General features: G+C 75.4%; 23 protein-coding genes and 3 tRNA genes. 17 read left to right on the forward strand and 9 right to left on the reverse strand.

What is annotated here, in order from left to right:
- The first annotated feature begins 59 nt into the window (after positions 1–59).
- The 5 genes from HKK73_RS04785 (at position 60) to htpX (ending at position 8,298) form a co-directional block, all read left to right on the forward strand.
- Positions 60–4,538 carry an FtsK/SpoIIIE domain-containing protein gene (locus HKK73_RS04785; protein WP_085388421.1) on the forward strand — a complete coding sequence of 1,493 codons (4,479 nt, stop codon included), beginning with the start codon at positions 60–62 and terminating at the stop codon, positions 4,536–4,538.
- A gap of 135 nt (positions 4,539–4,673) precedes the next feature.
- Entirely contained in the window at positions 4,674–4,946 is a 273-nt protein-coding gene (locus HKK73_RS04790; RefSeq protein WP_021482523.1) for a WXG100 family type VII secretion target, read from the forward strand.
- Positions 4,947–5,077: 131 nt separating this feature from the next.
- A complete protein-coding gene (locus tag HKK73_RS04795; RefSeq protein WP_085388420.1) occupies positions 5,078–5,551 on the forward strand; it encodes an LpqN/LpqT family lipoprotein in 474 nt (157 codons plus the stop codon).
- A 217-nt stretch (positions 5,552–5,768) separates the two neighbouring features.
- A complete protein-coding gene (locus HKK73_RS04800) occupies positions 5,769–7,181 on the forward strand; it encodes an FAD-dependent oxidoreductase (RefSeq protein WP_085388419.1) in 1,413 nt (470 codons plus the stop codon).
- Positions 7,182–7,413: 232 nt separating this feature from the next.
- Positions 7,414–8,298, forward strand: coding sequence for a zinc metalloprotease HtpX (gene htpX / locus HKK73_RS04805; RefSeq protein WP_021483666.1), 885 nt, complete (start codon positions 7,414–7,416; stop codon positions 8,296–8,298).
- A 44-nt stretch (positions 8,299–8,342) separates the two neighbouring features.
- Here htpX and HKK73_RS04810 read toward each other — a convergent pair whose 3' ends face one another.
- The 3 genes from HKK73_RS04810 to rarD are packed head-to-tail and all read right to left on the reverse strand — an operon-like array spanning position 8,343 to position 10,933.
- Positions 8,343–9,338, reverse strand: a complete 996-nt coding sequence (locus HKK73_RS04810) for an HAD family hydrolase (protein WP_171467557.1) — start codon at positions 9,336–9,338, stop codon at positions 8,343–8,345.
- Between the two features lie 6 nt (positions 9,339–9,344).
- Positions 9,345–9,839 (reverse strand): YajQ family cyclic di-GMP-binding protein, encoded by a 495-nt coding sequence (locus tag HKK73_RS04815; RefSeq protein ID WP_144680650.1) that lies wholly within the window; start codon positions 9,837–9,839, stop codon positions 9,345–9,347.
- Between the two features lie 56 nt (positions 9,840–9,895).
- Positions 9,896–10,933 carry an EamA family transporter RarD gene (gene rarD, locus HKK73_RS04820; protein WP_081599951.1) on the reverse strand — a complete coding sequence of 346 codons (1,038 nt, stop codon included), beginning with the start codon at positions 10,931–10,933 and terminating at the stop codon, positions 9,896–9,898.
- A 130-nt stretch (positions 10,934–11,063) separates the two neighbouring features.
- Between rarD and HKK73_RS04825 the strand changes: the two genes are divergently transcribed.
- From HKK73_RS04825 to HKK73_RS04855, 7 genes are all read left to right on the forward strand, one after another.
- Positions 11,064–11,145, forward strand: a tRNA-Tyr gene (locus HKK73_RS04825).
- 165 nt (positions 11,146–11,310) lie between these two features.
- Positions 11,311–11,383, forward strand: a tRNA-Thr gene (locus HKK73_RS04830).
- A 61-nt stretch (positions 11,384–11,444) separates the two neighbouring features.
- Positions 11,445–11,521, forward strand: a tRNA-Met gene (locus tag HKK73_RS04835).
- An 86-nt stretch (positions 11,522–11,607) separates the two neighbouring features.
- The gene (rpmG, locus tag HKK73_RS04840; RefSeq protein ID WP_021482899.1) at positions 11,608–11,778 is read left to right on the forward strand and encodes a 50S ribosomal protein L33; all 171 of its coding nucleotides are present in this window, start codon (positions 11,608–11,610) and stop codon (positions 11,776–11,778) included.
- Between the two features lie 28 nt (positions 11,779–11,806).
- Positions 11,807–12,265, forward strand: a complete 459-nt coding sequence (locus HKK73_RS04845; RefSeq protein ID WP_076405063.1) for a MaoC family dehydratase N-terminal domain-containing protein — start codon at positions 11,807–11,809, stop codon at positions 12,263–12,265.
- Entirely contained in the window at positions 12,262–12,696 is a 435-nt protein-coding gene (locus tag HKK73_RS04850; protein ID WP_171467558.1) for a MaoC family dehydratase, read from the forward strand. Before HKK73_RS04845 ends, HKK73_RS04850 begins: the two co-directional genes overlap by 4 nt.
- Before the next feature lie 256 nt (positions 12,697–12,952).
- A complete protein-coding gene (locus tag HKK73_RS04855; RefSeq protein WP_171467559.1) occupies positions 12,953–14,482 on the forward strand; it encodes a Tat pathway signal sequence domain protein in 1,530 nt (509 codons plus the stop codon).
- A gap of 9 nt (positions 14,483–14,491) precedes the next feature.
- On the opposite strand, the gene HKK73_RS04860 is transcribed toward HKK73_RS04855, so the two are convergent.
- A complete protein-coding gene (locus HKK73_RS04860; protein WP_171467560.1) occupies positions 14,492–15,634 on the reverse strand; it encodes a LacI family DNA-binding transcriptional regulator in 1,143 nt (380 codons plus the stop codon).
- Between the two features lie 72 nt (positions 15,635–15,706).
- Here HKK73_RS04860 and HKK73_RS04865 point away from each other — a divergent pair, with 72 nt between their 5' ends.
- The 3 genes from HKK73_RS04865 to HKK73_RS04875 all read left to right on the forward strand — a co-directional run bounded on the left by HKK73_RS04865 (position 15,707) and on the right by HKK73_RS04875 (position 19,901).
- Entirely contained in the window at positions 15,707–17,311 is a 1,605-nt protein-coding gene (locus HKK73_RS04865) for an MFS transporter (protein ID WP_171467561.1), read from the forward strand.
- Positions 17,308–18,621, forward strand: a complete 1,314-nt coding sequence (locus HKK73_RS04870) for an MFS transporter (protein WP_171467562.1) — start codon at positions 17,308–17,310, stop codon at positions 18,619–18,621. Before HKK73_RS04865 ends, HKK73_RS04870 begins: the two co-directional genes overlap by 4 nt.
- 62 nt (positions 18,622–18,683) lie before the next feature.
- Positions 18,684–19,901, forward strand: a complete 1,218-nt coding sequence (locus HKK73_RS04875) for a UDP-N-acetylmuramate dehydrogenase (RefSeq protein WP_051028616.1) — start codon at positions 18,684–18,686, stop codon at positions 19,899–19,901.
- A 19-nt stretch (positions 19,902–19,920) separates the two neighbouring features.
- On the opposite strand, the gene HKK73_RS04880 is transcribed toward HKK73_RS04875, so the two are convergent.
- From HKK73_RS04880 to HKK73_RS04890, 3 genes are all read right to left on the reverse strand, one after another.
- On the reverse strand, positions 19,921–20,895 hold the full coding sequence (locus tag HKK73_RS04880; protein ID WP_253705789.1) for a L,D-transpeptidase family protein: 975 nt from the start codon (positions 20,893–20,895) through the stop codon (positions 19,921–19,923).
- 131 nt (positions 20,896–21,026) lie between these two features.
- Positions 21,027–21,422: a GntR family transcriptional regulator gene (locus HKK73_RS04885; protein WP_114554408.1), complete on the reverse strand. Its 396-nt coding sequence runs from the start codon at positions 21,420–21,422 to the stop codon at positions 21,027–21,029.
- Positions 21,415–22,383, reverse strand: a complete 969-nt coding sequence (locus HKK73_RS04890; RefSeq protein WP_171467563.1) for a hypothetical protein — start codon at positions 22,381–22,383, stop codon at positions 21,415–21,417. Before HKK73_RS04890 ends, HKK73_RS04885 begins: the two co-directional genes overlap by 8 nt.
- A gap of 124 nt (positions 22,384–22,507) precedes the next feature.
- Here HKK73_RS04890 and HKK73_RS04895 point away from each other — a divergent pair, with 124 nt between their 5' ends.
- Together HKK73_RS04895 and HKK73_RS04900 are read left to right on the forward strand one after the other, a co-directional pair.
- Positions 22,508–23,836 carry a hypothetical protein gene (locus tag HKK73_RS04895; protein WP_085388408.1) on the forward strand — a complete coding sequence of 443 codons (1,329 nt, stop codon included), beginning with the start codon at positions 22,508–22,510 and terminating at the stop codon, positions 23,834–23,836.
- Between the two features lie 64 nt (positions 23,837–23,900).
- Positions 23,901–24,302, forward strand: coding sequence for a hypothetical protein (locus HKK73_RS04900; protein ID WP_171467564.1), 402 nt, complete (start codon positions 23,901–23,903; stop codon positions 24,300–24,302).
- A 72-nt stretch (positions 24,303–24,374) separates the two neighbouring features.
- On the opposite strand, the gene HKK73_RS04905 is transcribed toward HKK73_RS04900, so the two are convergent.
- Both HKK73_RS04905 and HKK73_RS04910 read right to left on the reverse strand, forming a co-directional pair.
- Positions 24,375–25,049: a response regulator transcription factor gene (locus tag HKK73_RS04905; protein WP_034654727.1), complete on the reverse strand. Its 675-nt coding sequence runs from the start codon at positions 25,047–25,049 to the stop codon at positions 24,375–24,377.
- Positions 25,046–26,650: a cell wall metabolism sensor histidine kinase WalK gene (locus HKK73_RS04910; protein ID WP_171468682.1), complete on the reverse strand. Its 1,605-nt coding sequence runs from the start codon at positions 26,648–26,650 to the stop codon at positions 25,046–25,048. Before HKK73_RS04910 ends, HKK73_RS04905 begins: the two co-directional genes overlap by 4 nt.
- Positions 26,651–26,686 lie beyond the last annotated feature (36 nt).

The following is a 26,686-nucleotide window of genomic DNA, read 5'->3' on the forward strand; positions in this document are numbered from 1 at the left end:
GCGCCCGTCGACCGCTCGCCGTCCGCCGCTGACCACCCGGACCCGAACGAGGAACTCCCGTGCGAATCAAGCTCACGCTGCACCGCCCCGACGCCAGCACGACGAACGTCGCCGTCACGGCCGACGCGACGGCGTCGGTGCGCGACGTCGCCGAGGCGCTGTTCGCGGGCGACCCGACGCGCGCGGGCACCGCCGTCCCGGACCGGCTCACGCTGCAGGTCGGGACGTCGCCGTCGGGCAGCGGCCAGGGCCGCGTGCTGTCGCCGACGAGCGACCTCGTCGAGGCGGGCCTGCGCTCGGGGTCGACCGTCTCGATCGTGCGGGTCTCCGAGCAGTTCGACTCGCCCGGGCAGGACCGCGGGGCCGCGGTCGCCGTGCTGCGCGTGCTGGAGGGCCCCGACGCGGGGCGCGAGTTCTCGCTGCCGGTGGGCACGAGCTACCTCGGGCGCGACCGCAACATGGACATCCGTCTGAGCGACCCGCAGGTGTCGAAGCGGCACGCGCGCATCACGGTCGGCGAGACGATCGAGATCACGGACACGAACTCCGCGAACGGCCTGGTCATGGGCGGTCAGCGCATGCTGCGCTCGACGCTCACGTCCGCGGACACGGTGACGATCGGCACGACCGTGGTCTCGGTCGTCGCGCTGCACCGCACGACGAGCCTCGCGCCGACGAGCCCGGTCGTGGAGTTCAACCGGTCCCCGCGCGTCGTGGCCCGCTTCGGCGAGCGCAAGCTGCGCGCGCCCAAGCCGCCGCAGCCGCCCGAGCCGCAGCGGTTCCCCTACCTCGCGATGGTCGCGCCGCTCCTCATGGGCGTGATCCTCTACTCCGTCACGCGCAACGTCCTGTCGATCGTCTTCATCGGGCTCAGCCCGATCCTCATGCTCGGCAACTACCTCGACCAGAAGGTGCAGGCGCGGCGCAAGCTCAAGGCGCAGCGCGAGCAGTTCGAGGCCGCCGTCGTCGCGATGCGCGACACGATCGACCGCACGCACGCGGTCGAGCGCGCGGTGCGGCTGTCCGAGGCGCCCTCGGTGGCCGACACGGTCGACGCGGTGCGGCGCCTCGGCGGCCTGCTGTGGACGCACCGCCCGGAGCACGACGCGTTCCTCTCCGTCCGGATCGGTCTCGGCTCCGCGCCCGCGCGCACGCAGCTCGAGCAGCCGAACGAGAACAACACGCTGCCGGAGTACTGGAACGAGCTCGAGAAGCTGCACGCGCAGTGCGCCACGATCTCCGGCGTCCCGGTCGTCGCGCGCCTGCGGACCGACGGCGCGCTCGGCGTCGCGGGGGCGGGCGCCGCGGTCGACGCCGTCGCGCGCGGCGTGCTGGTCCAGCTCGCGGGCCTGCACTCGCCGTCGGAGCTCGTGCTCGCCGCCGTGACGTCGCAGCGCTCGCGCGCGGACTGGGAGTGGCTCGAGTGGCTCCCGCACACCGGGTCGGCCCACAGCCCGCTGGGCGGCGAGCACCTCGCCGACAACCCGGGGGCCGCGCAGTCGCTCCTGTCCCGGCTCGAGGACCTCGTCGAGCTGCGCGGCGCCGACCTCGGCACGCACGCCGAGCTGCGCGGGCCGATCGACCCCGAGGAGGGGGAGGACACCCCGAAGCCGGTCCTGCCGACCGTCGTCGTGCTCGTCGAGGACGACGCCCCGGTCGACCGCTCGCGTCTCACGCGCCTCGTCGAGCGCGGCGCGGACGCCGGCGTGCACGTCGTGTGGGTCGCGCCGTCCGTCGAGCAGCTCCCGGCCGCGTGCCGCACGTTCGTGCTCGTGGACACCGTCGACACCGCCGACACCCCGGGCGGCTCCGCCGGCGCGACGAGCGGCGAGGTCCGCGTCGGGCGCCTGACCTTCCCCGTCGCGTGCGAGACGGTGGACCTCGCGACGGCGCACGAAGTCGCGCGCATCCTGGCCCCGGTGGTCGACGTCGGCGCGCCCGTCGACGACGACTCCGACCTCCCGCGCTCGGTCTCCTACCTCGCGCTCGCGGGCACGGCGCTCGCGGAGGACCCGAGCCGGCTCATCGACGCCTGGCGCGAGAACGGGTCGCTCACGCCGCGCGACGGCTCCCCGCCGGTGCGGCGCTCGGCGCCGACCAACCTGCGCGGGCTCGTCGGCCACTCGGGCACCGAGCCGCTCTACCTGGACCTGCGCACGCAGGGCCCGCACGCGCTCGTGGGCGGGACGACGGGCGCGGGCAAGTCCGAGTTCCTCCAGTCCTGGGTGCTCGGCATGGCCGCGGCGCACAGCCCGGACCGCGTGACGTTCCTCTTCGTCGACTACAAGGGCGGCGCCGCGTTCGCGGACTGCGTGAACCTGCCGCACACCGTCGGGCTCGTCACGGACCTCTCGCCCCACCTCGTGCGCCGCGCGCTCACGTCGCTGCGGGCCGAGCTGCGCTACCGCGAGCACCTGCTCAACCGGAAGAAGGCCAAGGACCTCGCGTCCCTCGAGCGCACGGGCGACCCGGACGCGCCGCCGAGCCTGCTCATCGTCGTCGACGAGTTCGCGGCCCTGGTCAACGAGGTCCCCGAGTTCGTGGACGGCGTCGTGGACGTCGCCCAGCGCGGCCGGTCCCTCGGGCTGCACCTCATCCTCGCCACGCAGCGTCCCGCGGGCGTCATCAAGGACAACCTGCGCGCCAACACGAACCTGCGCGTCGCGCTGCGCATGGCCGACGAGGACGACTCGACGGACATCCTCGGCATCCCCATGGCCGCGCACTTCGACCCGTCGATCCCGGGCCGCGGCGCCGTGAAGACCGGCCCCGGCCGGATCACCCCGTTCCAGACCGGCTACGCCGGCGGCTGGACGACGTCGCGCCCCGAGCGCCCCCGGATCGACGTCCAGGAGATGTCGTTCGGCACCGGCGTGCGCTGGGAGCTCCCGGAGCCCGAGGTCGAGGAGGTCACCGACCCGGGCCCCAACGACATCGCGCGCGTCGTCGCGACCATCTCGCGGGCCGCGACCGAGGCCGCCGTCCCGATGCCGCGCAAGCCGTGGCTCGCCGAGCTCGCGCCGACGTACGACCTCGCGCGCCTGCCGAACCCGCGCACGGACACGATGCTGCTGCTCGGCGTCGAGGACGACCCGAAGTCCCAGGCCCAGCCGACGGTGTTCTACGAGCCCGACCGCGACGGCAACATGGCGATCTACGGCACGGGCGGGTCGGGCAAGAGCGCGACGCTGCGGACGATCGCGGTCTCGGCCGCCATCACCGCGCGCGGCGGCCCCGTCCAGGTGTACGCGATCGACGCGGGCGCGAGCGGCCTGCGGATGCTCGAGGACCTGCCGCACGTCGGCGCCGTCATCTCGGGCGACGACGAGGAGCGCGTCCAGCGCCTGCTGCGCACCCTGCGCGACCTCGTGGACGAGCGGTCCGCCCGCTACGCCGCCGTCCGCGCGGGCAGCCTCGACGAGTACCGCCGGCTCGCGGGCGCGCCCGACGAGCCGCGCATCCTGCTGCTGGTCGACGGCATCGGCGCGTTCCGCGAGTCGTACGAGTTCCGGCCCGCGCACGCGTTCCCCGTGTGGGGCGCGTTCACGGCCGTCGCGACCGACGGGCGCCAGGTCGGCGTCCACGTCGTCGTCGCGGGCGACCGCGCGGCGTCGGTCCCGACGTCGCTCGGCTCGACGATCCAGAAGCGGCTCGTGCTGCGCCTCGCGAGCGAGGACGACTACCTGACGCTCGGCGTCCCGAAGGACGTGCTGTCGCTGACGTCCCCGCCCGGGCGCGGCGTCCTCGACGAGAACGAGGTCCAGGTCGCGGTGCTCGGCGGAGACCCGAACGTCGCGCTCCAGGCGCGCGAGCTCGGCAAGCTCCGCGACGCGATGACGCGGCTCGGCATCGCGCAGGCGCCGGGCGTCGAGCGGCTGCCGGACGGCTTCGCGCTCGAGGCGCTGCCGGAGGTCACGGGCGGGCGCCCGACGATCGGCCTCGACGACCTCGACATCGCGCCCGTGGGGCTCCCCGCGCGCGGTACGTTCATGCTCTCCGGCCCTCCCGGGGGCGGCCGCACGACGGCGCTCGTCACCATCGCGCAGGCCGTGCGCCGGGCGCGCGCGGGCCGGGTCGTGTACCTCTCGCCGCGCCGCACGAGCATCTCGGCGCTCGACGCGTGGGACACCGTCGCGACGTCGCCCGAGGAGGTCGTGACGCTCCTCGAGACGCTCACCCAGGCGATCGAGGGCGGGTCGCTGCGTCCTGGCACGCTCACGGTGCTGGTCGAGTCGGTGACCGAGTTCACCGGCACCCCGGCCGAGCAGCCGCTCGTCGCGTTCGTGCGGGCCGCCACGCGAGCCGAGCAGCTCGTCGTGGGCGAGGCGGAGTCCTCGACGTGGGGCCAGGCGTGGGCGATCGCGCAGCCGTTCAAGGCGGGCCGCACCGGTCTGCTCCTGACGCCCGGCGACCTCGACGGCGACACGCTGCTCGGGACGGGGCTCGGCCGCATCCGCCGCGCGGACTTCCCGCCGGGACGCGGTTTCCTCGTGGTCTCGGGCAGGGCGCGCAAGCTGCACGTCGCGCTCCCGCGGTAGCGACGTGACGACCACGGGCACCTCATGGGGACACCTCCCCATCGACGGCGCTCGTGGGCCGATGGTTGAGTACTGCCATCGACAACGGGACGACGTCCACGCAGGGTGGGGGTCGAGACACAGAAGGAGAACACCATGGCTGGTGGCATGTGGGGCGCGAACGTCGAGGAGCTCCGTGGGCTCGGTCAGACGCTGCAGCAGAAGGCGGACGAGATCCGGACGACGATGCAGAACCTGAACTCCCAGATCCAGAGCGTGCCGTGGGAGGGCCCCGACGCCCAGCAGTTCAAGGGCAGCGACTGGCCGGCCGCGCAGACGCAGCTGAACAACGTCGCGCAGACGCTGACGGACGCGGGCCAGAAGGCCACGCAGAACGCGCAGCAGCAGGAGCAGGCTTCGAACAGCTGATCCGGCTGAGCTCCGCCGAGGGCGCGGGACCCCGAGAGGGTCCCGCGCCCTCGGCGTACACGCGTCCGGCGTCGGGTGCGAGACTGCTGACGCGCCCCGTGGCGCCCGCCCCCGACGAGAGGACCTGACGCATGACCGAGCTGCGCTACCCGAGCGACGACTTCCCCGCGCCCGTAGGGGTGCGCGTGGTCGCGCCGGAGAGGTGGGTCCCGCTCCCGCACGTGGGCCTGCCGCTCGCGCTCGGCCGCGAGGTCGACCCGGGGGAGTTCAACCCGAACGTCATCGTCACGGTGTCGCGGATCCGGGCGGAGCAGACGCTCGACGACGCGCACGCCGAGGTGCTCCGCAAGCTCCGGCCGATGCCGCGCCTGCGCGAGCTCGACGGCGGCGAGGTGGACGTCGACGGCCTGCCGGGGCGCTGGTTGGAGGCGTCGTTCAAGGGGGGCGGGGGCATTGTCCTCGTGCAGGCGGTGCGCACGGTCGTGGTCCCGCGCGGCCCCGTGGCCGACCTCGTGCAGACGACCGGGACGTGCACGCTGACCCAGCACCCGTGGGCCGCGGCGGAGATCCGCGCGGTCCAGGAGAGCCTCCGCGTCGACCGCTGACCCCCGGCGTTACATTCGCCCGGACCGCAAGACGGGGTATCCAGCAGGCGAGACCGGTGTCAGGCTGGTCACGGAGGAGAGGGCCCGAGTGAGGCAACCCTCACCCCAGTCGTACAATCGAGAGGTCTCCTGCGGCCGGTACCCACCGGTCGACGCGGAACGGCCCGTCGGCCGCGCGGGAGAGACCCCCGTCCTCGACCGGAAGGCGCCCTGTCCTGTGAGCAGCATCCGTCCACTGCGCGTCGCGATCGTCGGCGCTGGTCCCGCCGGGATCTACGCCGCGGACATCCTGTCCAAGACCGACCTCGACGTGAGCATCGACCTGTTCGAGCGCCTGCCCGCGCCGTTCGGCCTCGTGCGCTACGGCGTCGCGCCGGACCACCCGCGCATCAAGCAGATCATCGTCGCGCTCCACAAGGTGCTGAGCCGCGGCGACATCCGCCTGCTCGCGAACGTGGACTACGGCGTCGACCTCAAGCTGGACGACCTGCGCCAGTACTACGACGCGGTGATCTTCTCGACCGGCTCGATCCGCGACGCGGCGCTCCCGATCGAGGGCATCGACCTCCCGGGCTCCTACGGCGCGGCGGACTTCGTGTCCTGGTACGACGGCCACCCCGACGTCCCGCGCACGTGGCCGCTCGAGGCCGAGCAGGTCGCGGTCCTCGGTGCTGGTAACGTCGCGCTCGACGTCGCCCGCGTGCTCGCGAAGCACGCGGACGACCTGCTGCCGACCGAGGTCCCGCAGAACGTCTACGAGGCGCTCAAGGCGTCGCCGGTCACCGACGTGCACGTCTTCGCCCGCCGCGGCCCGGCGCAGGCCAAGTTCTCGCCGCTCGAGCTGCGCGAGCTGGGCCACGTCCCGGACGTCGACGTCATCGTCTACCCCGAGGACTTCGAGTTCGACGAGGGCTCGATGGCCGCCATCAGCTCCTCGAACCAGACGAAGCAGGTCGTCAAGACCCTCACCGACTGGACGCTCAAGGACCCGAGCGAGAACACGGCGTCGCGCCGTCTGCACCTGCACTTCCTCCACGCGCCGTCGGCCGTCCTCGGCGACGGCAAGGTCGAGGCGCTGCGGACCGAGCGCACGCGCCTCAACGGCGACGGCACGGTCTCCGGGACCGGCGAGTTCCACGAGTGGCCCGTCCAGGCCGTGTACCGCGCGGTCGGCTACTTCGGCTCGCCGCTCCCGGAGATCCCCTTCGACGAGCTCAAGGGCGTCATCCCCAACCGCGAGGGCCGCGTCGTCGACATCGACGGCGAGCACCTCCCCGGCGTCTACGCGACGGGATGGATCAAGCGCGGCCCCGTGGGCCTCATCGGGCACACGAAGTCCGACGCGTCCGAGACCGTCCGGCACCTCGTCGAGGACGTCACGGGCGCGGGTGACGGCGGCGACGTCGCGGCGGCCGACCTCACGGCGGGCCGCGTCGCGCCGCTCGGCGAGCCCGAGGCCGTCCTGGACTTCCTGCGCGAGCGCGGCGTCGACCCGATCGAGTGGTCGGGCTGGGAGCTCCTGGACGCCTACGAGCGCTCGCTCGGCGAGCCGCACGGGCGCGAGCGCATCAAGGTCGTGCCGCGCGAGGACATGATCCGTGTCGCGCGCGGACAGTCGCAGGCCGGCTGACCCGGCCCCGGCCGCACGCCCGACGGCGCCCCACCCGCACCCGGGTGGGGCGCCGTCGTCGTCCCTGGGCCCTCCAGGGGTCGCCGTCGCCCCGGTGTCCGACGCCGTCGCCCCGCCCGGGAACGGGACGGTCGCCTCGGGCGTTCATCCAGGTGGGCGTCGGCAGGGTCGGCGCCCGTCGGGCGCCCGGCACACCGCGCGGGCGGGCCCGGGGCGCGGAAGGGAGCACAGCGTGGGGCGTCAGCACTTCAACGGTCTCAAGACGGCAGGCCTGTTCGGCGTCATGTGGGCCATCGTCCTGGGCCTGTGGGCCCTGTTCGGCGCGCGCGCGAACCTGCTGTGGGTGTTCGTCGGCATCGGCCTCGTCACGACGTTCTACGGCTACTGGAACTCCGACAAGATCGCCATCCGCGCGATGCACGCGCGCCCGGTGAGCGAGCTCGAGCAGCCCGCCATGTACCGCATCGTGCGCGAGCTCTCGACCGAGGCGCGCCAGCCGATGCCGCGCCTGTACGTCTCGCCCACCCAGGCGCCCAACGCGTTCGCGACGGGTCGCAACCCGAAGAACGCGGCCGTGTGCTGCACCGAGGGCATCCTGCGCCTCCTCGACGAGCGCGAGCTGCGCGGTGTCCTCGGGCACGAGCTCATGCACGTGTACAACCGCGACATCCTCACGTCGTCGGTCGCGGGCGCTCTCGCCGGGGTCATCACGTCGCTCGCGCAGTTCCTGCTGATCTTCGGCGGCGACCGCGACCGCGGCGGCAACCCGCTCGCGGCGATCGCCATGGTGGTCCTGGCGCCGATCGCGGCGATGCTCGTGCAGCTCGCGATCTCGCGCACGCGCGAGTACGACGCGGACGAGGACGGCGCGAAGCTCACCGGCGACCCCCTCGCGCTCGCGTCCGCGCTGCGCAAGCTCGACGCCGGGACGCAGCGCGCCCCGCTGCCCCAGAACCGCGACCTCGTCGACGTCTCGCACCTCATGATCGCCAACCCGTTCCGCGGCGCGGGCGTCGGCAAGATGTTCGCGACCCACCCGCCGATGGCGGAGCGCATCAAGCGCCTCGAGGCGATGGCCGGCCACGGCCCGGGCTACGGCGGCATCACCTACCACTGACCGGCGCGCACCGGAGTGCGGGGCCTGGAGCCCGGTGGCCGTGCTCAGCGGGCCGTCGACGTCCTCCTCGGCGCGCGGCGCAGGGCCTCGACGGCGTCGAGCAGGACGCGCGCGACGCCGTCGTCGTCGTTCGAGCCCGTGCGGTCGGTCGCCGCCGCGAGCACGTCGGGGTGCGCGTTCGCGACGGCGAACGAGCGCCCCGCCCAGCGCAGCATGGGCAGGTCGTTGGGCATGTCGCCGAACGCCCAGACGTCGCGCGGATCGACGCCCAGGCGCGCGCACCAGCGCGCGAGCGCGGCGTCCTTGGTGACCGTGGGGGCGAGCAGCTCGGCGAGCCCCGCCGCGCCGGAGTAGGCGAGGTGGGCGCGGTCCCCGACGGCGGCGCGCACGCGCGCGAAGAACGTCTCCTGCGCCGTCGTCTGCCCGTCCGCGACGACGACCGGCTGCGTCGCGGGGGAGTCCTCGACGGGCACGGCGGGGTCGCGCGCGAGGATCTTGCCGACCGGCTGCCGCGTCGCGCCGCCCGGCTGCCGCGTCGAGCCGCCCGGCGCGGCGCCGGGGTCGAGCGTCGACTCGACCACGGCGACGACGTCGGCATCGTCGTCCGGCGTTGAGCGGAAGCCCGGGTCGAACGTGGGGCCGTCGACGCGCTCGAACGCGAGGGCGATACCCGGGACGGCGGTGCGCAGGTCCGCGACGAGCGCTGCCGCGTGGCCGTCCGCGAACCCGACCACGTCGAGCGGGCTCGCGGTCGCGAGGTCCCAGACGGCGGCCCCGCCGAGGCAGATGACGTGCCCGTGCCCGCCCACGACGTCGGCCAGCGCGCCGAGCCAGCGCGGCGGCCGGGCGGTGACGAACACCACCTCGACGCCCGCGTGCTCGGCCGCGCGCAGGGCGGAGCGGGTGCGCTCCGAGACGGTGCCGTCGGAACGCAGGAGCGTGCCGTCGAGGTCCGTCGCGACGACGCGCGGGAGCCCGCTCGACGACGCGGCGGGACGGCCCGGCGCGACCGGGCGCGGGCCGCCGTCGGGCAGGGTCATGGCGAGCTACCGGTAGTTGACGAACTGCAGCGCGACGTCGAGGTCGGCGCCCTTGAGCAGCGCGATGACGGTCTGGAGGTCGTCGCGCGACTTGCTCGTCACGCGCACCTCGTCGCCCGTGATCTGGGTCTTCACGGCCTTGGGGCCCTCGTCGCGGATGATCTTGGTGATCTTCTTCGCGTTCTCGCTCGACAGGCCCTCCTTGAGGGTCGCGACGAGGCGGTACTCCTTGCCCGACGCCTTGGGCTCCTTGTCGCCCGTGTCGAGGGACTTGAGCGAGATGCCGCGCTTGATGAGCTTGGTCTCGAACACGTCGAGGATCGCGAGCACGCGCTCGGCCGAGTTGGCGACCATGACGATCGTCTCGCCGCTCCAGGCGATGGACGCGCCGACGTTGCGGAAGTCGTAGCGCTGCGAGACCTCCTTGGCGGCCTGGTTCAGCGCGTTGTCGACCTCCTGGCGGTCGACCTTGCTGACGATGTCGAACGACGAGTCGGCCATGGGTGGTCCTCTCTCGGGCCGGGAACGGTGCTGGGTCCCACCGTAGTCGAGCGTGCTCAGCGACGGGCCGCGAGGCGCGTCGCCCGGGCGGTGCGCAGACCGTCGACCGACAGCACGACGAGCGCGAGCCAGACGAGCCCGAAGCCCGCCCACCGCGTGGGCGACATGGGCTCGTGGAACACGAGCAGGCCGAACAGGAACTGCAGCGCCGGGCCCAGGTACTGCAGGAGGCCGACGACGCTCAGCGGCAGCCGCCGGGCGGCCGCGCTGAACAGCAGCAGCGGCAGGGCCGTGACGATCCCGGCGGAGGCGAGCAGCAGCGCGTGCCCGACGCCCTCGGTGCCGAACGTGCCGGCGCCCGTGGCGCCCAGCCACCCGAGGTAGACGAGCGCGACGGGCGTGAGCACCGCCGTCTCGACGGCGAGCCCCGGGAGCGCCTCGACGGTGCGGCCCACCCGGTTCTTCACCAGGCCGTAGAGGCCGAACGAGCCGGCGAGGACGAGCGCGATCCACGGCAGGCCGCCGGCACCGGTGCTGATGACGACGACGGCGGCCGCGCCGACGCCGACCGCGACCCACTGCGCGGGCCGCAGCCGTTCGCGCAGGACGGCCACAGCGAGGAGCACGGTGACGAGCGGGTTGATGAAGTACCCGAGCGCGGCGTCCAGCACGTGGCCGGAGAGGACGCCGTACACGTAGACCGTCCAGTTCGTCACGATGAGGACGGCGGCGACGGCGAGCGTCCCGAGCGTGCGGGGCGACCGGAGGGCGGCGACGAAGCCCCCGAGCTGGCGCGTCGCGGCGAGCAGCACGAGGCAGAAGAGCAGGCTCCACACGACGCGGTGGGCGATGATCTCGAGCGGTGCGGCCGGCTCCAGGAGCGGGAAGTACAGGGGCATCGCGCCCCAGAGGAAGAACGCGCCGGCACCGAGCAGCAGGCCCCAGCGGTCCGTCGGGGCGGGTGCGCCGCGGCCCGTGCCCGACGGCGCGGGTGCCGAGGCGTCGGACGGTGCGGCGGGGACGGACGGGGCGTCGGGGGGCGCGGGCGTCCCGGTGCCGGGGAGGTGGTCCGGCGCGGGGGAGGGGTGGGTCACCGCACCACTGTACGGAGGGGCGCCCACACGCGGATTTCGCACCTGGTCCGCTCGGGCTGTATCGTTGGCTCGCCCGCACGGCAGGGGCTGCACCTGGTGCAGCGACCACCGGCGAGCGACAACTCCACACGGCAGGTTGCCCGAGCGGCCAAAGGGATCTGACTGTAAATCAGACGGCTCAGCCTTCGGGGGTTCGAATCCCTCACCTGCCACCGGAGCGACGGGGCGTCACCCACGGGTGGCGCCCCGTCGTCGTGCCGGTCCGGTGCGTGGGGCGTGCCCCGCGAGCGCGTCCCGGGCACGGTCCGACGGCCCGGAAACGGCGGAACGACGCCGATTTCTCTCGGCGCCATGTTCCGTGTAGAGTTTTCCGCGCTGCCCCGATAGCTCAGTCGGCAGAGCGTCTCCATGGTAAGGAGAAGGTCAAGGGTTCGATTCCCTTTCGGGGCTCTGTGGTGACGCGGGGTCGTCTTGCTGGAATACTGCAAGGCGACCTCGCGTTCAGTCACGCGGCGGGGTAGCTCAGATGGTTAGAGCGCACGACTCATAATCGTGAGGTCGCGGGTTCGATCCCCGCCTCCGCTACCACTTTCGACAACCTCGTACGGCGGCCGGCGTCGTGCGACCTGCACAGCACATGCGCCCTCCGGAGGCGCGAGAGGTGGCTCACTACCGTGGCAAGCAAGAGCGCTGACGTTCGCCCCAAGATCACGCTGGCCTGCGTGGACTGCAAGGAGCGCAACTACATCACGAAGAAGAACCGTCGCAACGACCCGGACCGCCTGGAGCTCGCGAAGTTCTGCCCGCGCTGCGGCAAGCACACCGCGCACCGCGAGACCCGCTGAGCCTCCGGCTCCGCACCCGCGACCCGCAGTGAGCGTCAACCTGGCCTACGTTGGCCGCGAGTACCCCGCCAACGCGCCGTACTCGGTGGGGCGCGAGAAGCTGCGCGAGTTCGCGGGCGCCGTCGGCGCCACCCACCCCGTGCACCACGACCTCGTGGCGGCGCGGGGTGCTGGCTATCCGGACCTCGTCGCACCTCCGACCTTCGCGGTCGTCGTCGCCCAGCGGGCGGAGGGGCAGCTCATCGAGGACCCGGAGGCGGGCATCGACTTCTCGCGCGTCGTCCACGCGGACGAGCGCTTCACGCACCACCGGCCGATCGTCGCGGGCGACGAGCTCGTGACCGTGCTGCACGTGGACTCGATCGTCGAGCGAGCCGGCCTCGCGATGGTCACCACGCGCTGCGAGATCGCGGCCCTGTCCGACGCCGGCGCCGAGCCCGTCGCGACCGTCACCTCGACCCTCGCCGTCCGCGGGGAGGGCGCATGAGCACCGACGTCTCCCGTCCCGTCCTCGCCGACCTCGCCGTCGGCGACGTGATCGGCACGCGCACGGTCGAGGTCGACCGCGCCCGCCTCGTGCGGTACGCCGGTGCGAGCGGCGACTTCAACCCCATCCACTGGAACGACGCGTTCGCGGCCGAGGTCGGCCTGCCGGGCGTCATCGCGCACGGCATGTTCACCATGGGTGCCGCCGTCGCGCTGGTGGAGGACTGGGCCGGCGACCCGGGCGCGGTCGTCGACTACCAGACCCGGTTCACGCGCCCTGTGCCCGTGCCGAACCCGGGCGTCGCGACGCTCGAGGTGACGGGCACCGTCGGCGCGATCGACGCCGAGGCGGGCACCGTCCGCGTCGACCTCACGGTCACGTTCGAGGGTGCGCGTGTGCTCGGCAAGACGCAGGCCGTCGTCCGCCTCTGACCCGCGGTCGCCCTGGGCGACCACGCGCCCCTGACGCCACGAGGGCGCCGCACCCGGCCGGGTGCGGCGCCCTCGTCGTCGTTCCGCGTCCCCACCTGCACCGGGCGAACCACATCGACCACCTCTCGTCCCGGCATGAACCGCAGCCAGGGACGCAGGACTGGCGCCCGCTCCCGACTCGCGCGCGACCCCTTTCGTCGTGAGAGCGCTCCCACTATGGTGGGTCGCGCCACTCACGACGTCGAAGGAGACGCTCATGACCCAGCACGACGGCCGCTCCGCACGGCCCGACCTCACCGCGCACGACCCCGGTCCCGCTCGCGGCGTCGACCGACGCACCGTCCTCGCCCTCGGCGGCGCGCTCGCGCTCGCGGGGCTGACGGCCGCCCCGGCCGCGGCGACGAGCACCGGTCCGCTGCCCGCCGCAGGCGATCTCGGGCGGGGTGCGCCCGGCGTCCCGGCGCGGGGCCGCGCGGCGTCGGTCCAGCGGGCCCACGGCTTCCTCGCCGCGGCGACCGACGCCTACCCGGAGGTGAACCCCGGCCCGCGGCTCGCGCAGTCCTACGCGGACCAGCTCGGGCTGTTCTCCACCGCGTTCGTCTACGACAACGCCCTCGCGATCCTCGCGACGCTCACCGCCGGGCAGCGCCACCTCGACCGCGCGCGGGCGCTCGGCGACGGGCTCGTCTTCGCGCTCGAGCACGACCCCGACCACGACGACGGCCGGCTCCGGCAGGCGTACAACGTCGGGCCCTACACGTTCTACGACGGCACGCCGCAGGAGCACGGGCTCGTGCTCCCCGACGGGACGGCGAACGTCGGGTGGCAGTTCGGCTTCCTCGGGACGGCGGTCGGGGACATGGCGTGGCCGGGCATCGCCCTGCTGCACCTGCACGCCGTGACGCGCGAGCGACGCTACCTCGACGCCGCCCGGCGGATCGGCGAGTGGATCGTCGCGCACACGTGGTCGCAGGCGCCCCTCGGCGGGTTCTCGTTCGGCGTGGACGGCGGCAACGCCCCGATCCCGAACGGCTCGACCGAGCACAACGTCGACTGCGTCGCGTTCTTCCGCCAGCTCGGGTCCGTGACGCGCGACCGGCGCTGGAGCCGTGCCGCCGAGCACGCGCGCGCGTTCGTCGACCGCATGTGGGAGCCCGACGGCGGCTACCTCTACACCGGCACGAACGACGGCACCGAGATCAACCGGGACCCGCTCCCGCTCGACCCGCAGACGTGGGGCTGGCTCGCGCTGCGCGAGCGGCGCTACGCCCGTGCCCTGGACTGGGCGGACGACGCGCTGGCCGCGCGCGACGTCGCGGGCGAGGGGGTGTCGCAGCTCCCCGCGGGCACGGTCGTCGAGGGCGTGACGTTCTCGAGCGCGAGCCTCACGTCGACGGCCTCGTACAACGACCTGCCGGTGCACCCGCAGGGCGTGTGGCTGGAGGGGACGGCGCAGCTCGCGTCGGCGCTCGCGGACCGCGGGGCACGCGGGCGGGGGAGTCGTCACGACCGGCGGCGGGGACGCCGGGGCTGCGAGCGGGACGACGACCGGGTCCGCGCCGAGGGCCTGCTGCGGGAGGTCCAGGGCGTGCAGGAGGGCGTCGGCGCCGGTCAGACGATCGGGGGCGCGCCGCTGCCCGAGCGCGCGGGCGTCGTCGCGGCGTCGAGCCTGCTCGACTCGGGGTTCGGGTTCGGGTACTTCCAGGTCCAGCACGTCGGCGCGACGTCGTGGTACCTGCTCGCCGCGGCGCGCGCGAACCCGCTCCAGCCGGGCCGGCTGGGCTGACGTGGGCGCTCAGGTGGTGGGGGCGGCGCCCGTCGTCGTCCCCACCACGAGCTCGACGTCGAGCTCGACCGTGGTGGGCGCCTCGCCCGCGAGCTGACGGATGACGGCCAGCCCGAGCTCGGCGCCCTTGCGCGCGAGCGGCTGGTGCACGCTCGTCAGCACGTCGGGGGCCAGCCACGGGAGGTCGAGCCCGTCGAACCCCGCGACCGAGACGTCGTCGGGCACGCGCAGCCCGAGCTCGCGCGCGGCGAGCAGCGCGCCCGCCGCGAGGAGGTCGGAGTGGGCGATGACGGCGGTCGGCCGGGTCGCGGGGTCGGCCGGCTCGGTCGTCCCGTCGGCCGCGGGGCGGCCGAGCAGGGCGAGCGTGGCGGAGCGGCCGTGCTCGACGAGCGAGGCCTCGGTTTCCCAGCTCGCGACCGGCTCGACGACGTCGCGCACGCCCGCGAGGCGGTTGGCCGTCGGGGTCCGGTCCACCTGCGCGAGCCGCGCGGCGTCGAGCGGTCCGCTGCGGTCGGACGTGTCGAGGGGGAGCGAGACCTCGGCGATGCGCGTGTGCCCGAGCTCGACCAGGTGCCGCACGGCGTCCGCGGTGCCCGCGCGGTCGTGGATGAGGACGAGCGGGGCGCCCTCGACGGGGCGGCCCTCGCCGACGACGACGGGCACGCCGCGCCGCTGGAGCGCGGCGAGCGTCGCGTCGTCCGTGCCGACGCCCCACACGAGCACCGCGACGTCCATGGCCGCGCTCTCGACGAGCGGGTCGACGGCGCGTGCGGGGTCGTCGGACGGGATGCCGGGGATGAGCAGCACGCCGAGGCCGTTCTCGCCCAGGGTCGAGACGAGGCCGTCGAGCACCTGGACGGCGACGGGGTCGCGGAACGCGCGGCGCAGCTGGTCGCCGACGACGACCCCGACGACGCCCGACCGGCCCGAGCGGAGCTGGCGGCCCAGCGGGTTCGGTCCGGTGTACCCGAGCTCCTTCGCGGCGTCGAGCACGCGCGCGCGGGTCTCCGGGGTGATCGGCCCGGCGCCGGAAAACGCGAGGGAGGCCGTCGAGACGGAGACCCCCGCGAGCTCGGCGACCTTGGCGAGCGTGGGCCGGTGAGCCGGCGCGGCGGGCGCCGCGGGCTCCCGGTTCCCGGGGGTGTCGCTCATCACGCTCCCTGCCTCCCGCGGGCGCGGGATTCTCGATTGACGCGCGGCCAGCGTACCCGCACACTGGTGACCATGCCTCGAATCGATTCGAAGCGCACTCTCGTCCGTCGGATCGAATCGATTCGAGGAGGTGCTGCGCAGTTCCCGTCCGGCCCCGAGTCCGACGCCCGCGCCCTGGCCAGGGCCCGCTGGGTGCTCCTCGGGGTGTTCGCGCTCAACGGCGTCATGATGTCGAGCTGGCTCGCGCGCCTCCCCTCCGTGCGCGACGCACTCGGCCTCGGCCCCGCAGACCTGGGCGTCGTGCTCCTCGCGGGCGCCGTCGGGGCGCTCCTCACGGTCACCGCGGCCGGACCTTTCGTCACGCGGTTCGGCGGCCGGGTCGCGTTCGCCGTCTCGGCGGGCCTGTTCGGCGTCGCGTTCCTCCTGCTCGGGCTCGGCCCTGCGACCGGGTCGGTCGCGCTCCTCGCCGCGGGCATCTTCGTCAACGGCATGGCGTTCTCGCTCGGCAACGTGCCGATGAACGTGGAGAGCGCGGGCATCGAGCGGCGCGTCGGGCGCACGATCCTGCCCCAGTTCCACGCCGCGTTCTCCGTCGGCGCCGTCGTGGGCTCGCTGGTCGGCGCGGCGTGCGCGCACGCCGAGGTGCCCGTCGTCGTGCAGTTCGTCGCGACCGGGGTCGTGGCCACCGTGTGGCGGCTCGCCGCGATCCCCGCCACGGTCCACGACACCCTCCCGACGCGGACCCCCGCGCCCGGCACAGCGGCGCCGGCCCCGGTCGACGCGCTCGGCGACGCCGTCGTCGACGTCGAGACGGCGGGCCTGCGCGCGCGCCTCGCCCGGCGCGGTGCCCGGCTCGGCGCCGCGCTGTCGGCATGGCGCGAGCCGCGCACGCTGCTCATCGGGCTCGTCATCCTCTCGGCCGCGCTCTCCGAGGGCTCCGCCAACGACTGGCTGTCTCTCGCCGTCGTGGACGGGTTCGCCCAGACCGAGGCCGTCGGCGCGGTCGTCTTCGGCACGTTCGTCGCCGCCATGACCGTGATGCGCCTCGCGGGCACGCGCCTCATCGACCGGTTCGGCCGCGTCACCGTGCTCCGCGCGTCGGGCGTCGCGTCGATCGCCGGTCTCGTGCTGTTCGGGTTCGCGCCGACGCTCCCGCTCGCGGCCGTCGGGGTCGTCCTGTGGGGCTTCGGCGCCGCGCTCGCGGTGCCCGTCGGGATCGCCGCGGCGTCCGACGAGCCCCTGCGGGCCGCGAGCCGCGTCTCGGTCGTGTCGGCGTTCTCCTCGATGGCGTCGCTCGCCGCACCGCCGCTCCTCGGCCTCGCCGCCGAGGCGATGGGCGCGCGCCACGCGCTCGTCCTCATCGTCGCCGCGATGGTCCTCAGCGTCCTCCTCGCGCGCCAGGTCGCACCCCTGGGCACCGCCGCCGCCCGTGCGGCGCGCCCGGCGCTCGTCACCGACGACGCCGCACCCGTCGCGGTGCAGGATGGTCCGGTGGACGTCCTGACCCCCGGCGCGCACGCCCCGGACGCCGTGGGCGGCCCTGCCCCGGCCGACGGCGCCCGTCGTCGCCGCCCGTGGCGCAGCGTCCGCGCGGGGTCCTCCGCCACCGCCCACCGGGCCGCGTCCCGCCGCCCCCGCACCCGCCCGTCGCACCGCCGCGAGGAGACCTCCGCATGACCACCGCCCGCCCCGACCGCCGCGTCGTCGCCCTCGCCACCTGGTCCGTCTTCGCGGTCTTCTTCCTCAACGGGTTCAACTTCGCGACGTGGGCCTCCCGCCTGCCCGCGGTGCGGGACTCGCTCGGCTTCACCGAGGCGCAGATGGGCCTCCTGCTGCTCTTCATGGCGGTCGGGTCGCTGCTCGCGCTGCCGCTGTCCGGGATGGTCGTCCAGCGGCTCGGTGCCTCGAAGGCCGTGACGGTCTTCGCCGTGACCAACGTCGTCGGTCTCGTCACCGCGGTCACGGGCGTCGCGACGGGGGAGGACGTCGTCGTGCGCGTCGGGCTGTTCCTCGCCGGGATCGGCACCGGCGTGTGGGACGCCGCGATGAACCTCGAGGGCGCCGCCGTCGAGCAGCGGCTCGGCAAGGCGATCATGCCGCGCTTCCACGCCGGGTTCTCGTTCGGCACCATGGCCGGCGCCGGCGTCGGTGCGCTCATGGCCGCGCTCCACGTGCCGGTCCAGGCGCACCTCACGGCCGCCGTCGTGCTGAGCCTCGTCGGCGTCCTGTGGTCCGTGCGGTTCTTCCTCCCCGCGGGCCAGGTGGACCACGCGGTCGCCGACGCCGTCGAGGACGCCGCCGGTGCCGACCCCGCCGCCGCGGCCGGGAGCGGCGCGTCGCACGGGACGGGCAAGGACGCGCGCGGGGCCCTCAGCGCGTGGACCGAGCCGCGCACCCTCCTCATCGGCCTCGTCGTGCTCGCAGCCGCGCTCACCGAGGGCGCCGCGAACGACTGGGTGAGCCTCGCCGTCGTCGACGGGTTCGGCACGTCCGACGCGATGGGCGCCGTCGGACTCGCCGTGTTCCTCACCGCCATGACCGGGATGCGCCTGCTCGGGACGGGCCTGCTCGACCGCTACGGCCGCGTCGCCGTCCTGCGCCTGGGCGCCGCGCTCGCGCTGCTCGGTCTGCTCGTGTTCACGCTGTCCCCGAACCTCTGGGTCGCGCTCGTCGGCGTCGTCGCGTGGGGCATGGGTGCGGCGCTCGGGTTCCCCGTGGGGATGAGCGCCGCGTCCGACGACCCGGCGCGCGCCGCCGTGCGCGTGAGCGTCGTCGCGACGATCGGGTACTCCGCGTTCTTCATGGGGCCGCCGCTCATCGGCTTCCTCGCCGAGCACGTCGGCTACCGCGGGGCGCTCCTCGTGATCGCCGTGCCCGTCGTCGTCGGCCTGCTGGTCGTCGGCGCGACGCGACCGCTCCCCACGGCCGCCGGTGCCGCGGGCCAGCAGGCCGCCCAGGGCACGGACCGCGCGGGGCGCGCCGACTGACGGGGAACCCGAACTACGCTGGACGCGTGACCTGCGAACCTGCCGCCCCCGTGGACCGTGACCTGCCCGAGATCGTCGGGACCGCCCCGGGGCTGCGTCCCGAGGCCGTCGGGACGCCGTCGCTCGCCGAGCTGACGACGCTGCGCGTGGGCGGGCCGGCGGACCGGTACGTCGAGGCGCACAGCGAGGCCGAGCTGCTGGAGATCGTCCGGGCCGCCGACGAGGCGGGGGAGCCGCTCCTCGTGGTCGGCGGAGGCTCCAACCTGCTCGTGGGCGACGAGGGGTTCGGCGGCGTCGTCGTGCGCGACCTGCGGCGCGGGATCACCGTCGACGCGGAGGACTCGTGCGGGGGCGCGAGCTTCCACGCCCCGGCGGGCCAGGACTGGGACGAGCTCGTGGCGCGCGCGGTCGCGGAGGAGTGGGTCGGGGTCGAGGCGCTGTCGGGCATCCCGGGCACCGTAGGCGCGGCGCCGGTCCAGAACATCGGCGCGTACGGGCAGGACGTCGCGGGCGTGGTCTCGACCGTGCGGGTCTGGGACCGCGCGCGCTCGCGGGTGCGCACGCTCGCCCTGGGCGAGCTCGCGTTCGGCTACCGGACGTCGCTGCTCAAGCGCAGCATGCACGTGGACGCCGGCGCCGGGTCCGACGACGACGGCCCCTGGTACCCGTCGCCCCGCTACGTCGTGCTCGACGTGGGCTTCCAGGCGCGGCTCGGGTCGTTGTCGGCGCCGGTCGCGTACCCCGAGCTGGCACGCACGCTCGGCGTCCAGGTCGGGGACCGCGCGCCGAGCGCGGACGTGCGCGCCGCGGTGCTCGCTCTGCGCGCGCGCAAGGGCATGCTGCTCGACGGCGTCGGCCCCGACGTCGACCCCGCGGCGGGGCCCGACCACGACCGTTGGAGCGCCGGGTCGTTCTTCACGAACCCCGTCGTCCCGGCCGAGCAGGCGGACCTGCTCCCGGCCGAGGCCCCGCGGTACCCGGTCCGCACGGCGACGCCGACCCGGACGACCGGCCCGAGCCTCGGCGAGATCGACCCGACGCTCGTGAAGACGTCGGCCGCGTGGCTCATCGAGCACGCGGGCTTCACCAAGGGGTTCGGCGTGCACGGCCCGTCGAGCCTCGCGCGGCTGTCGACGAAGCACACGCTCGCGCTGACGAACCGCGGCGGGGCGAGCGCGGAGGACGTCGTCGAGCTCGCGCGCGCGGTGCGCGACGGCGTCGTCGAGGCGTTCGGCGTCGAGCTCGTGCCGGAGCCGGTGCTCGTCGGCGTCGCGCTCTGACCCGCCCGACGCGCGGGGCTCAGTAGACGAGGACCGTGGTGCCGGGGTCGGCGCGCCAGGTGTCCCAGAGCCAGTTCATCGCCGAGTTCGCGACGCGGACGCACCCGTGCGACGCGGGCCACGGCGGGATCGACCCCGAGCCGTGCACCGCGATCCCGCCGGTGAAGAACTTGGGGCGCCACATGTCGCCGAGCTCGAGGCTGGACGAGTGGTTCCCGTCGACCTGCCGGCCCACCTGGAACGTGCCGCGCGGCGTGCTCGCGCGGTAGGTGCGCCCCTTCGCCTCGTACGACTCGCCGTTCCCGGACGACGCGTTGACCACCGTGACGACGCGACCGTCCTCGACGGCGAGCAGGAGCTGACGGTCGAGGTCGATCTCGACGACCTTGCCCGACCCGCTGCGCGGCTGCGGCGTGACACCCTCGTCGAGCGCGGCCTGGGTCGCCGGTCCGACGACGCCGTCGCGCGAGAGGCCCGCCGCCTTCTGCAGGGCCCACACGGCCTGCTGGGTGCCGCCGCCGAAGTCGCCGTCGGGCGCGCCGATGAAGTAGCCGAGGTCGGCGAGGCGCTGCTGGAGGGCGACCACCCGCTCGCCGGTCGCCCCGCGCGCGAGCTCGACCGGCTCGGGCGGGGCCTCGGGCGTCGGCGTGGGCTCGGCGGCGGGCGGCGGGGTGCTGGGCTCAGGCGTCTCGGTGGGCGTCGGCTCGGGCTCGGGCGTCTCGGTGGGGGTGGGCTCCGGGGTCGTGGTGGGCGCGGACGGGCTCGGGCTCGTCGGCTCCGGCGAGGCCGGGCTCTCGGAGGCCGACGGCGTCCGCCCGGGCTCCATGTCCGGCAGGCCCGCCTGGCAGCCCGCGAGGGCCAGCGCGGCGGCGAGCGCAGGCACGACGGCGCGCGCGACCGCCCGCCGGACGGGCCCGTGGCGGCGCGGTGCCGCCGTCGGTCGCGCGCCGGCCGCGGGTGCGGTCACGGTCGAGCGGACGGTTCCCTGCTCCACCTGGTCCCCCTTCGTCTGCCGCGGCGTCGCCGCGATGGTCCATCATGCGCCGTCCGCCGCGCCCGGTCGGACGACGGCGCCGGTTCTCGGCGGATCGTGACCCGGTCGTGACGCACGGTCTGTGCCGGTGGTCAGTGCGGCGCGCCCCGGTCCGTGCGGTGCGCGCCGAGCAGCGCGCCGCGCAGGACGTCGACGATCGCGTCGTCCGACAGCCCGGCCTCGCGGCCGGTGCGCACGAGCTCGTGCGCGGCGTGGCGCGCGGCGACGTCCGTGGGGGAGACGCCGTCGGCGACGACCGTCCCGGCCCGACGACGCGTCGTGACGACTCCGGCCGCCTCGAGCTCCCGGTACGCGCGGGCCACCGTCCCGGGGGCGAGACCCAGGTCGGTCGCGAGCGCACGGATCGTGGGGAGGCGGTCCCCGACGCGCAGCCGCCCGGCCGCGACGTGCGCGACGACCTGGCTCCGGATCTGCTCGTACGGGGCGAGGCCGGTGCGCAGGTCGATCTCGACGCGCAGCTCACCCATCGCGACGCCCGTGCAACGCGGACGCCGGGGCGGCGACCTCCGCGTCGGGGTCGGGGGCGGGACGCACGCCGACGGCGACCGCCACGAGGGCGATCCCGACGGCGACGACCACGAGCACGACCGCCCCGGGGTAGCCCGCCCGGGCGGCGGCGCTCGCGCCGTAGGCGAGCGTGCCGGCCGCGGTGAGCCCGAGCGCGAGCTGGGTGCCGCGCAGGACGCGGTGCGCGGACGCGCGACGCAGCGCGAGGTCCCACCCGGGCTCGACGCGCGGGACGGCGGGGCGGCGCGCGACCAGCCGGAGCACGCCCTCCGCGCCGGCCACGAGCAGCACCCCACCGGCGGCGAGCCACGCGCCGTAGAACCACCCGGGGTAGGGGCCGGCCGTGGACGTGACGTCGCCCAGCACGCGCGTCACGGACCGCCCGTCCGCCCCGGCGGTGAGGCCACCGACGACGGTGAGCACGAGCACGAGGGCGCCGAGGGCCCAGGTGAGGCGGCGCAGGCCGCGCGGCGCGACGTCGGACACCGTGCGCGGGCGCAGCGTGGCCGCCCGGACCGCCGTGCGCTGGCGCGGCCAGGTGCGCTCGCCGACGGCGTGCGCCCCGAGGAACGCCAGGCCGACGAGCGCGGGGGAGAGCCCCACGAGCACGCCCTCCGCGAGGCCGCCGACGGCGGTCGTCACGGCCTGCACGAGGACGGCGCCCACGAGCGCGGCGGCGGTCGCCGCGGCGACGCTGACGGTCGTCGCGTGCCGTCGGGCGGCGCGCCGCACCGGGTCGCCGTCCGCGAGCCCGTGCAGGGCGGGCGCCGGCTCGCGCGTCAGCGCACGCACGGCGAGCACGACGAGGGCGCCGACGCCCGCGAGCGCGGCGAGGGCGACGACGCTCCACAGCAGGTCGTACGCGGCGGGGAAGAACAGATCGACCCCGTCCGGCTCCTCGGAGACACTTTGTATCAACACATCGATACATTCCCACGGACCCGCCCGCGGGTCAAGGGTGGCCGGGCGGCCTGGTGCGGACTCGATGAGAGGACTCTCATCGCGCTCTCACCCCCGTTCCACGCGCGCACGGTGCCCTGGGCGCATGACGATCGCCCCCGCCGTCCCCGACCAGCGCGCCTGGCTCGACCTGCTCACCGGTCCCGACGCGGGCGGCCTCCTCGACGCGGCGCTCGGGGCCGACGGCGCCGCGCTCGGCACGTGGCGCGTGCACCAGGTGCACGCGCGCCCCGGCGCGGAGGTCACCGTCGGGTACGACGTCGTCGCGCGCCGCACGCTCCCGGCGCGGCCCGGCGGGGCGGTGGCGACCGTCGACGCGACCGCGTACCTGCTCGCCACGACGGCGCCCCTGCCGCCCGACGCCGTCGGGCCGGGTGTCGCGCGCCTGGAGGACGGGCCGCGCGTCGTGCACGTGTGGCGGCACCCGGCCGACCCGGCGCTTCCCGCGCTCGCCGCGGCGTGCGACGCACCCGGGCTCACGCGCCGCCTGGACGACGCGGGCGTGCTCGCCCCGGGCGAGTCCGTCGAGTCCGTGGCGATGGTCGCCTACCGGCCGCTGCGGCGCGCGGTGCTCCGCGTCCGGACGCCCTCCCGCACGCTCTACGTCAAGGTCGTCCGGCCCGGCCGGGCGCGCGCGCTCGCGCGCCGCCACGACCTCCTCCAGGACGGGGCCGTGCGCGCCCCGCGGTGCCTCGCCCGGGACGACGACGGCCTCGTGGTCCTCGAGGAGGCGCGCGGCCCGTCGCTCGCGCAGCACCTCGCGGCGTCGGGGCCGGCCGCGCAGCCCGACGCGATCGACCCGCGCGAGCTGCTCCGTGCGCTCGACGCGCTGCCGGAGCGCGCGACGACGCTGCGCCGTCGACCCGCGTGGGCGGAGCGCGTGGAGCACTACGCGACGTCGGCGCTCGCGGTCCACGGGCTCGACGCCGGGCGGGTGCGGCGCGTGGCGCGCGCGGTCGGGGACGCGGTCGCGACGCGCGACCCGGGCCCCGTCGTCGCGACGCACGGCGACTTCTACGAGGCGAACGTCCTGCTCGCCGCGGGCGCGGACGCCGTCGACGTCCCGGGGGCGACGGCCCGGCCGCGCGTGGCCGCGCTGCTCGACGTGGACACGCTCGGGCCGGGCCACCGCGTGGACGACCTCGCGTGCCTGGTCGGGCACCTCGCCGTCCTGCCCGCGCTCGCGCCGACCGTGTACGGGGGCGTGGGCGGGCTCGTCGAGCGGTGCCTCGCGGTGTTCGGGACCGCCGTCGACCCGGCGGGCCTGCGCGCCCGGGCCGCGGGCGTCGTGCTGTCCCTCGTGCCGGGCGCGGGCTCGCGCGAGCTCGCGGAGGCCTGGCTCGCGGTCGCCGACGGGCTGCTGCCGGTTCCTGAGAGCACTCTCATGACGACCTCCTCGGCCTCTCACGCGTGAGCGGGAGGCTCGAGACCTGCACGGCCGAGGGGTCGTGCGCACCATCGGACGAAGGAGAAGCACCATGAAGGCACGCAGCGCATGGATCGTCACCGGGGCGCTCGGCGCGGTCGGTCTCGGGGCCACGATGGCCGCCGCCCAGGGCGCGCTCGACGCCCCCGACGAGGCGGTCGTCTCCCCGTCGGTCGAGGTGACGACGTCCGACGCCGCGACGGCCGCGACGGCCGGGGCGACCGCGTCGGCCACCCCGAGCCCGACGGACGTCCAGAACGGGACGTCGATCACGACGGTCACCGCGGGCTCCGCGAACACGTCCGCGTCGCCCACGACGGCGGCCTCCGCCGTGACGAGCCAGACGGCGAACACCGCGAGCACCGCCCCGACGGCCGACACGGCGGACACCGCGCAGACGGCGAGCACGCCGGCCAGCCCGGTGACCCCGCCGTCGCCGCAGTCCGCGACCTGACCGGGCCCGGGCCTCGCCGCCTGCGCCCGCACGACGCCCGCCCCGGCCTCCGGGGCGGGCGTCGTCGTCGGTTCAGGAGCGCCGTGGCGCGTCCGCGAGGCGGTAGCCCATCCCGCGCACGGTGACGAAGTGCTCCGCGCCGAGCTTGTTGCGCAGGTACCGCACGTACACGTCGACGACGTTGGAGCCGGGGTCGAAGTCGTACCCCCACACGCGCGACAGGAGCTGCTCGCGGCTGAGGACCTGCCCGGGGTTGCGCAGGAACGCCTCGGCGAGCGCGAACTCGCGCGCGGAGAGGTCGACCTCGCGGTCGGACGTCCGGGCCCGCCGCGTGCGCAGGTCCAGGCTCAGCGCGCCGTGCGTGAGCACCGTGACCTCGCCCGCGGGCTCGCTGCGCAGCCGGAGCCGGATGCGCGCGAGGAGCTCCTCGAAGCGGAACGGCTTGGCCATGTAGTCGTCGGCGCCGCCCTCGAGCCCGGCGACGGTGTCCGTGACGGACGTGCGCGCCGTGAGGATGATGACGGGGATCGCGTTCCCGGTCTCCCGCAGCCGGCGCAGCACGGTGAAGCCGTCCTGGTCCGGCAGGCCGAGGTCGAGCACGAGGAGCGCGAAGTCGCCGCTGCTCGCGAGGTCGAACGCCTCGCGGCCCGTCGCGACCGTGGTGCTCGCGTAGCCCGCGGCGCGCAGCCCCTTGGCCACGAACGACGCGATGCGGGTCTCGTCCTCGGCGACGAGGATCTGGCTCACCGGGTGGTCCTTCCGTCGGGGTCGGTGTCGGTCTCGGTGCTGCTCTGGGTGCGGGTCTCGGAGCCCGCCCCCGGGCTGGTCGGCGGCGCGCCCGGGGTGTCCGGCGGCAGCTCGGGGGTCGCGGCGGACGGCGCCGTGGGTGCGGTCGGCGCGGTCGCCCCGTACGGGGTCGTGGCGTCGGCCGTCGCGGGGGCGGCCCCTGGGACCGGCACGAGCGGCAGGTCGAGCGTGAACGTCGACCCGACGCCGGGCGTCGAGGCGACGTGCACGCGACCGCCGTGCCCGTCGGCGATCGCCGCGACGATCGCGAGCCCCAGCCCGGCGCCCTCGGGGTGCGCCGCGCCGGGCGTGGTGGCCTGCGCGAACCGCTCGAAGATCCGTTCCTGCTGCTCGGGGGCGATCCCGACGCCCTCGTCGCGGACCCAGACGCGCACGCGCGCGCCGTCGTCGGACACGGCCGAGCCGAGCGCGACGGCCGACCCGGGCGCCGAGAACTTCACCGCGTTGGCCGCGAGCTGGAGGAGCGCCTGCGTGAGGCGCTGCGCGTCGGCCCGCACCGCGACGTCCGCGCGCGCGTCGACGAGCCACCGCCGGTCGCCGAGCGTGCGGACCTTGTCGTGGACGTCGTCGAGCAGGCGCCCGAGGTCCGTGTCGAGGGGACGCACGAAGTCCGGGCGCCCGGCGGTCGCGAGCGTCACGAGGTCGTCCACGAGGCGGTTCATGCGGTCGAGCTCGTCGAGCGCGAGGTCGCGGGTCTCGGTCGCGTCGGTCGCGTCGTGCGGGTCCATGAGCTCGAGGTGACCCCGCACCACGGTGAGGGGCGTGCGCAGCTCGTGCCCGACGTCGTCGATGAGCCGGCGCTGCGAGTCGAACGCGCCCTCGAGCCGGTCGAGCATGCCGTTCACGGTGCGGGACAGGTCGGAGAGGTCGTCGTTGCCGGTGACCGGGATCCGTGCGGAGAGGTCGGTCTCGCCGATGCGCTGCGCGGTGCGCGAGAGCGTGCGGATCGGGAGCAGGAGCCGGCCGGCCACGACCCAGCCGACGACGCCGATGAGCACGAGCGCGCCGAGCGCGACGACGGCGTACGTGCGGAAGACCTGGGCGAACTCGGCGTGCTCCGCCGAGCGGTCGTAGGCGAGGACGAGCGCCGCGGGCGGCCCGGCGCCGTCCGCCCCGGTCGCGCGCACGGGTGCGACGAGCGCGCGGTAGTCCGCGGTCGCCGTCCCGACCGAGCGCAGCACCACGTGGTCGCCCGCCACGAGCGGCGACAGCGCGGTGACGAGCTCGGCGTCCGCCTCGAGGCGCAGGCGCACGTCCTGCTGCGACACGAGCGGCGTGCGACCCTCGCGCAGCCCGAGCACGCCCTCGTTCTGGGCGGGCACGGTGAGCTGGATCGACGCGACGACGACGTCCTCGGCGGACCGGAACGGCTCGCCCGTCACGGGGTTCACGCCGGAGCCCGCGATCCGCCGGAGCTCGTTCGCGCTCCGCACGAGGCTCTCGTCGATGCGCGCGTCGAGCTGTCCGCGCTGCAGGAACCACGCCGCGCCGCCCGCGAGGAGGAGCGCGAGGGCGGACAGGCCGAGGAACGCCGCGAGCATCCGGGTGCGGACCGTGAGCCCCGCGCCGCGCGCCCG

This window comes from Cellulosimicrobium sp. 72-3 (assembly GCF_013127315.1).
GTDB classification, from domain to species: domain Bacteria; phylum Actinomycetota; class Actinomycetes; order Actinomycetales; family Cellulomonadaceae; genus Cellulosimicrobium; species Cellulosimicrobium funkei.

What these genes read in the sequence shown, in the direction of transcription:
- HKK73_RS04900 (WP_171467564.1), top strand. Translation starts at nt 23,901, where the DNA reads ATGAAGGCACGCAGCGCATGGATCGTCACCGGGGCGCTCGGCGCGGTC.
- HKK73_RS04810 (WP_171467557.1), bottom strand. Translation starts at nt 9,338, where the DNA reads ATGACCCTGCCCGACGGCGGCCCGCGCCCGGTCGCGCCGGGCCGTCCC.
- HKK73_RS04850 (WP_171467558.1), top strand. Translation starts at nt 12,262, where the DNA reads ATGAGCACCGACGTCTCCCGTCCCGTCCTCGCCGACCTCGCCGTCGGC.
- HKK73_RS04870 (WP_171467562.1), top strand. Translation starts at nt 17,308, where the DNA reads ATGACCACCGCCCGCCCCGACCGCCGCGTCGTCGCCCTCGCCACCTGG.
- HKK73_RS04865 (WP_171467561.1), top strand. Translation starts at nt 15,707, where the DNA reads ATGCCTCGAATCGATTCGAAGCGCACTCTCGTCCGTCGGATCGAATCG.
- HKK73_RS04790 (WP_021482523.1), top strand. Translation starts at nt 4,674, where the DNA reads ATGGCTGGTGGCATGTGGGGCGCGAACGTCGAGGAGCTCCGTGGGCTC.
- HKK73_RS04815 (WP_144680650.1), bottom strand. Translation starts at nt 9,839, where the DNA reads ATGGCCGACTCGTCGTTCGACATCGTCAGCAAGGTCGACCGCCAGGAG.
- HKK73_RS04895 (WP_085388408.1), top strand. Translation starts at nt 22,508, where the DNA reads ATGACGATCGCCCCCGCCGTCCCCGACCAGCGCGCCTGGCTCGACCTG.
- HKK73_RS04855 (WP_171467559.1), top strand. Translation starts at nt 12,953, where the DNA reads ATGACCCAGCACGACGGCCGCTCCGCACGGCCCGACCTCACCGCGCAC.
- HKK73_RS04860 (WP_171467560.1), bottom strand. Translation starts at nt 15,634, where the DNA reads ATGAGCGACACCCCCGGGAACCGGGAGCCCGCGGCGCCCGCCGCGCCG.
- HKK73_RS04910 (WP_171468682.1), bottom strand. Translation starts at nt 26,650, where the DNA reads ATGCTCGCGGCGTTCCTCGGCCTGTCCGCCCTCGCGCTCCTCCTCGCG.
- HKK73_RS04885 (WP_114554408.1), bottom strand. Translation starts at nt 21,422, where the DNA reads ATGGGTGAGCTGCGCGTCGAGATCGACCTGCGCACCGGCCTCGCCCCG.
- HKK73_RS04795 (WP_085388420.1), top strand. Translation starts at nt 5,078, where the DNA reads ATGACCGAGCTGCGCTACCCGAGCGACGACTTCCCCGCGCCCGTAGGG.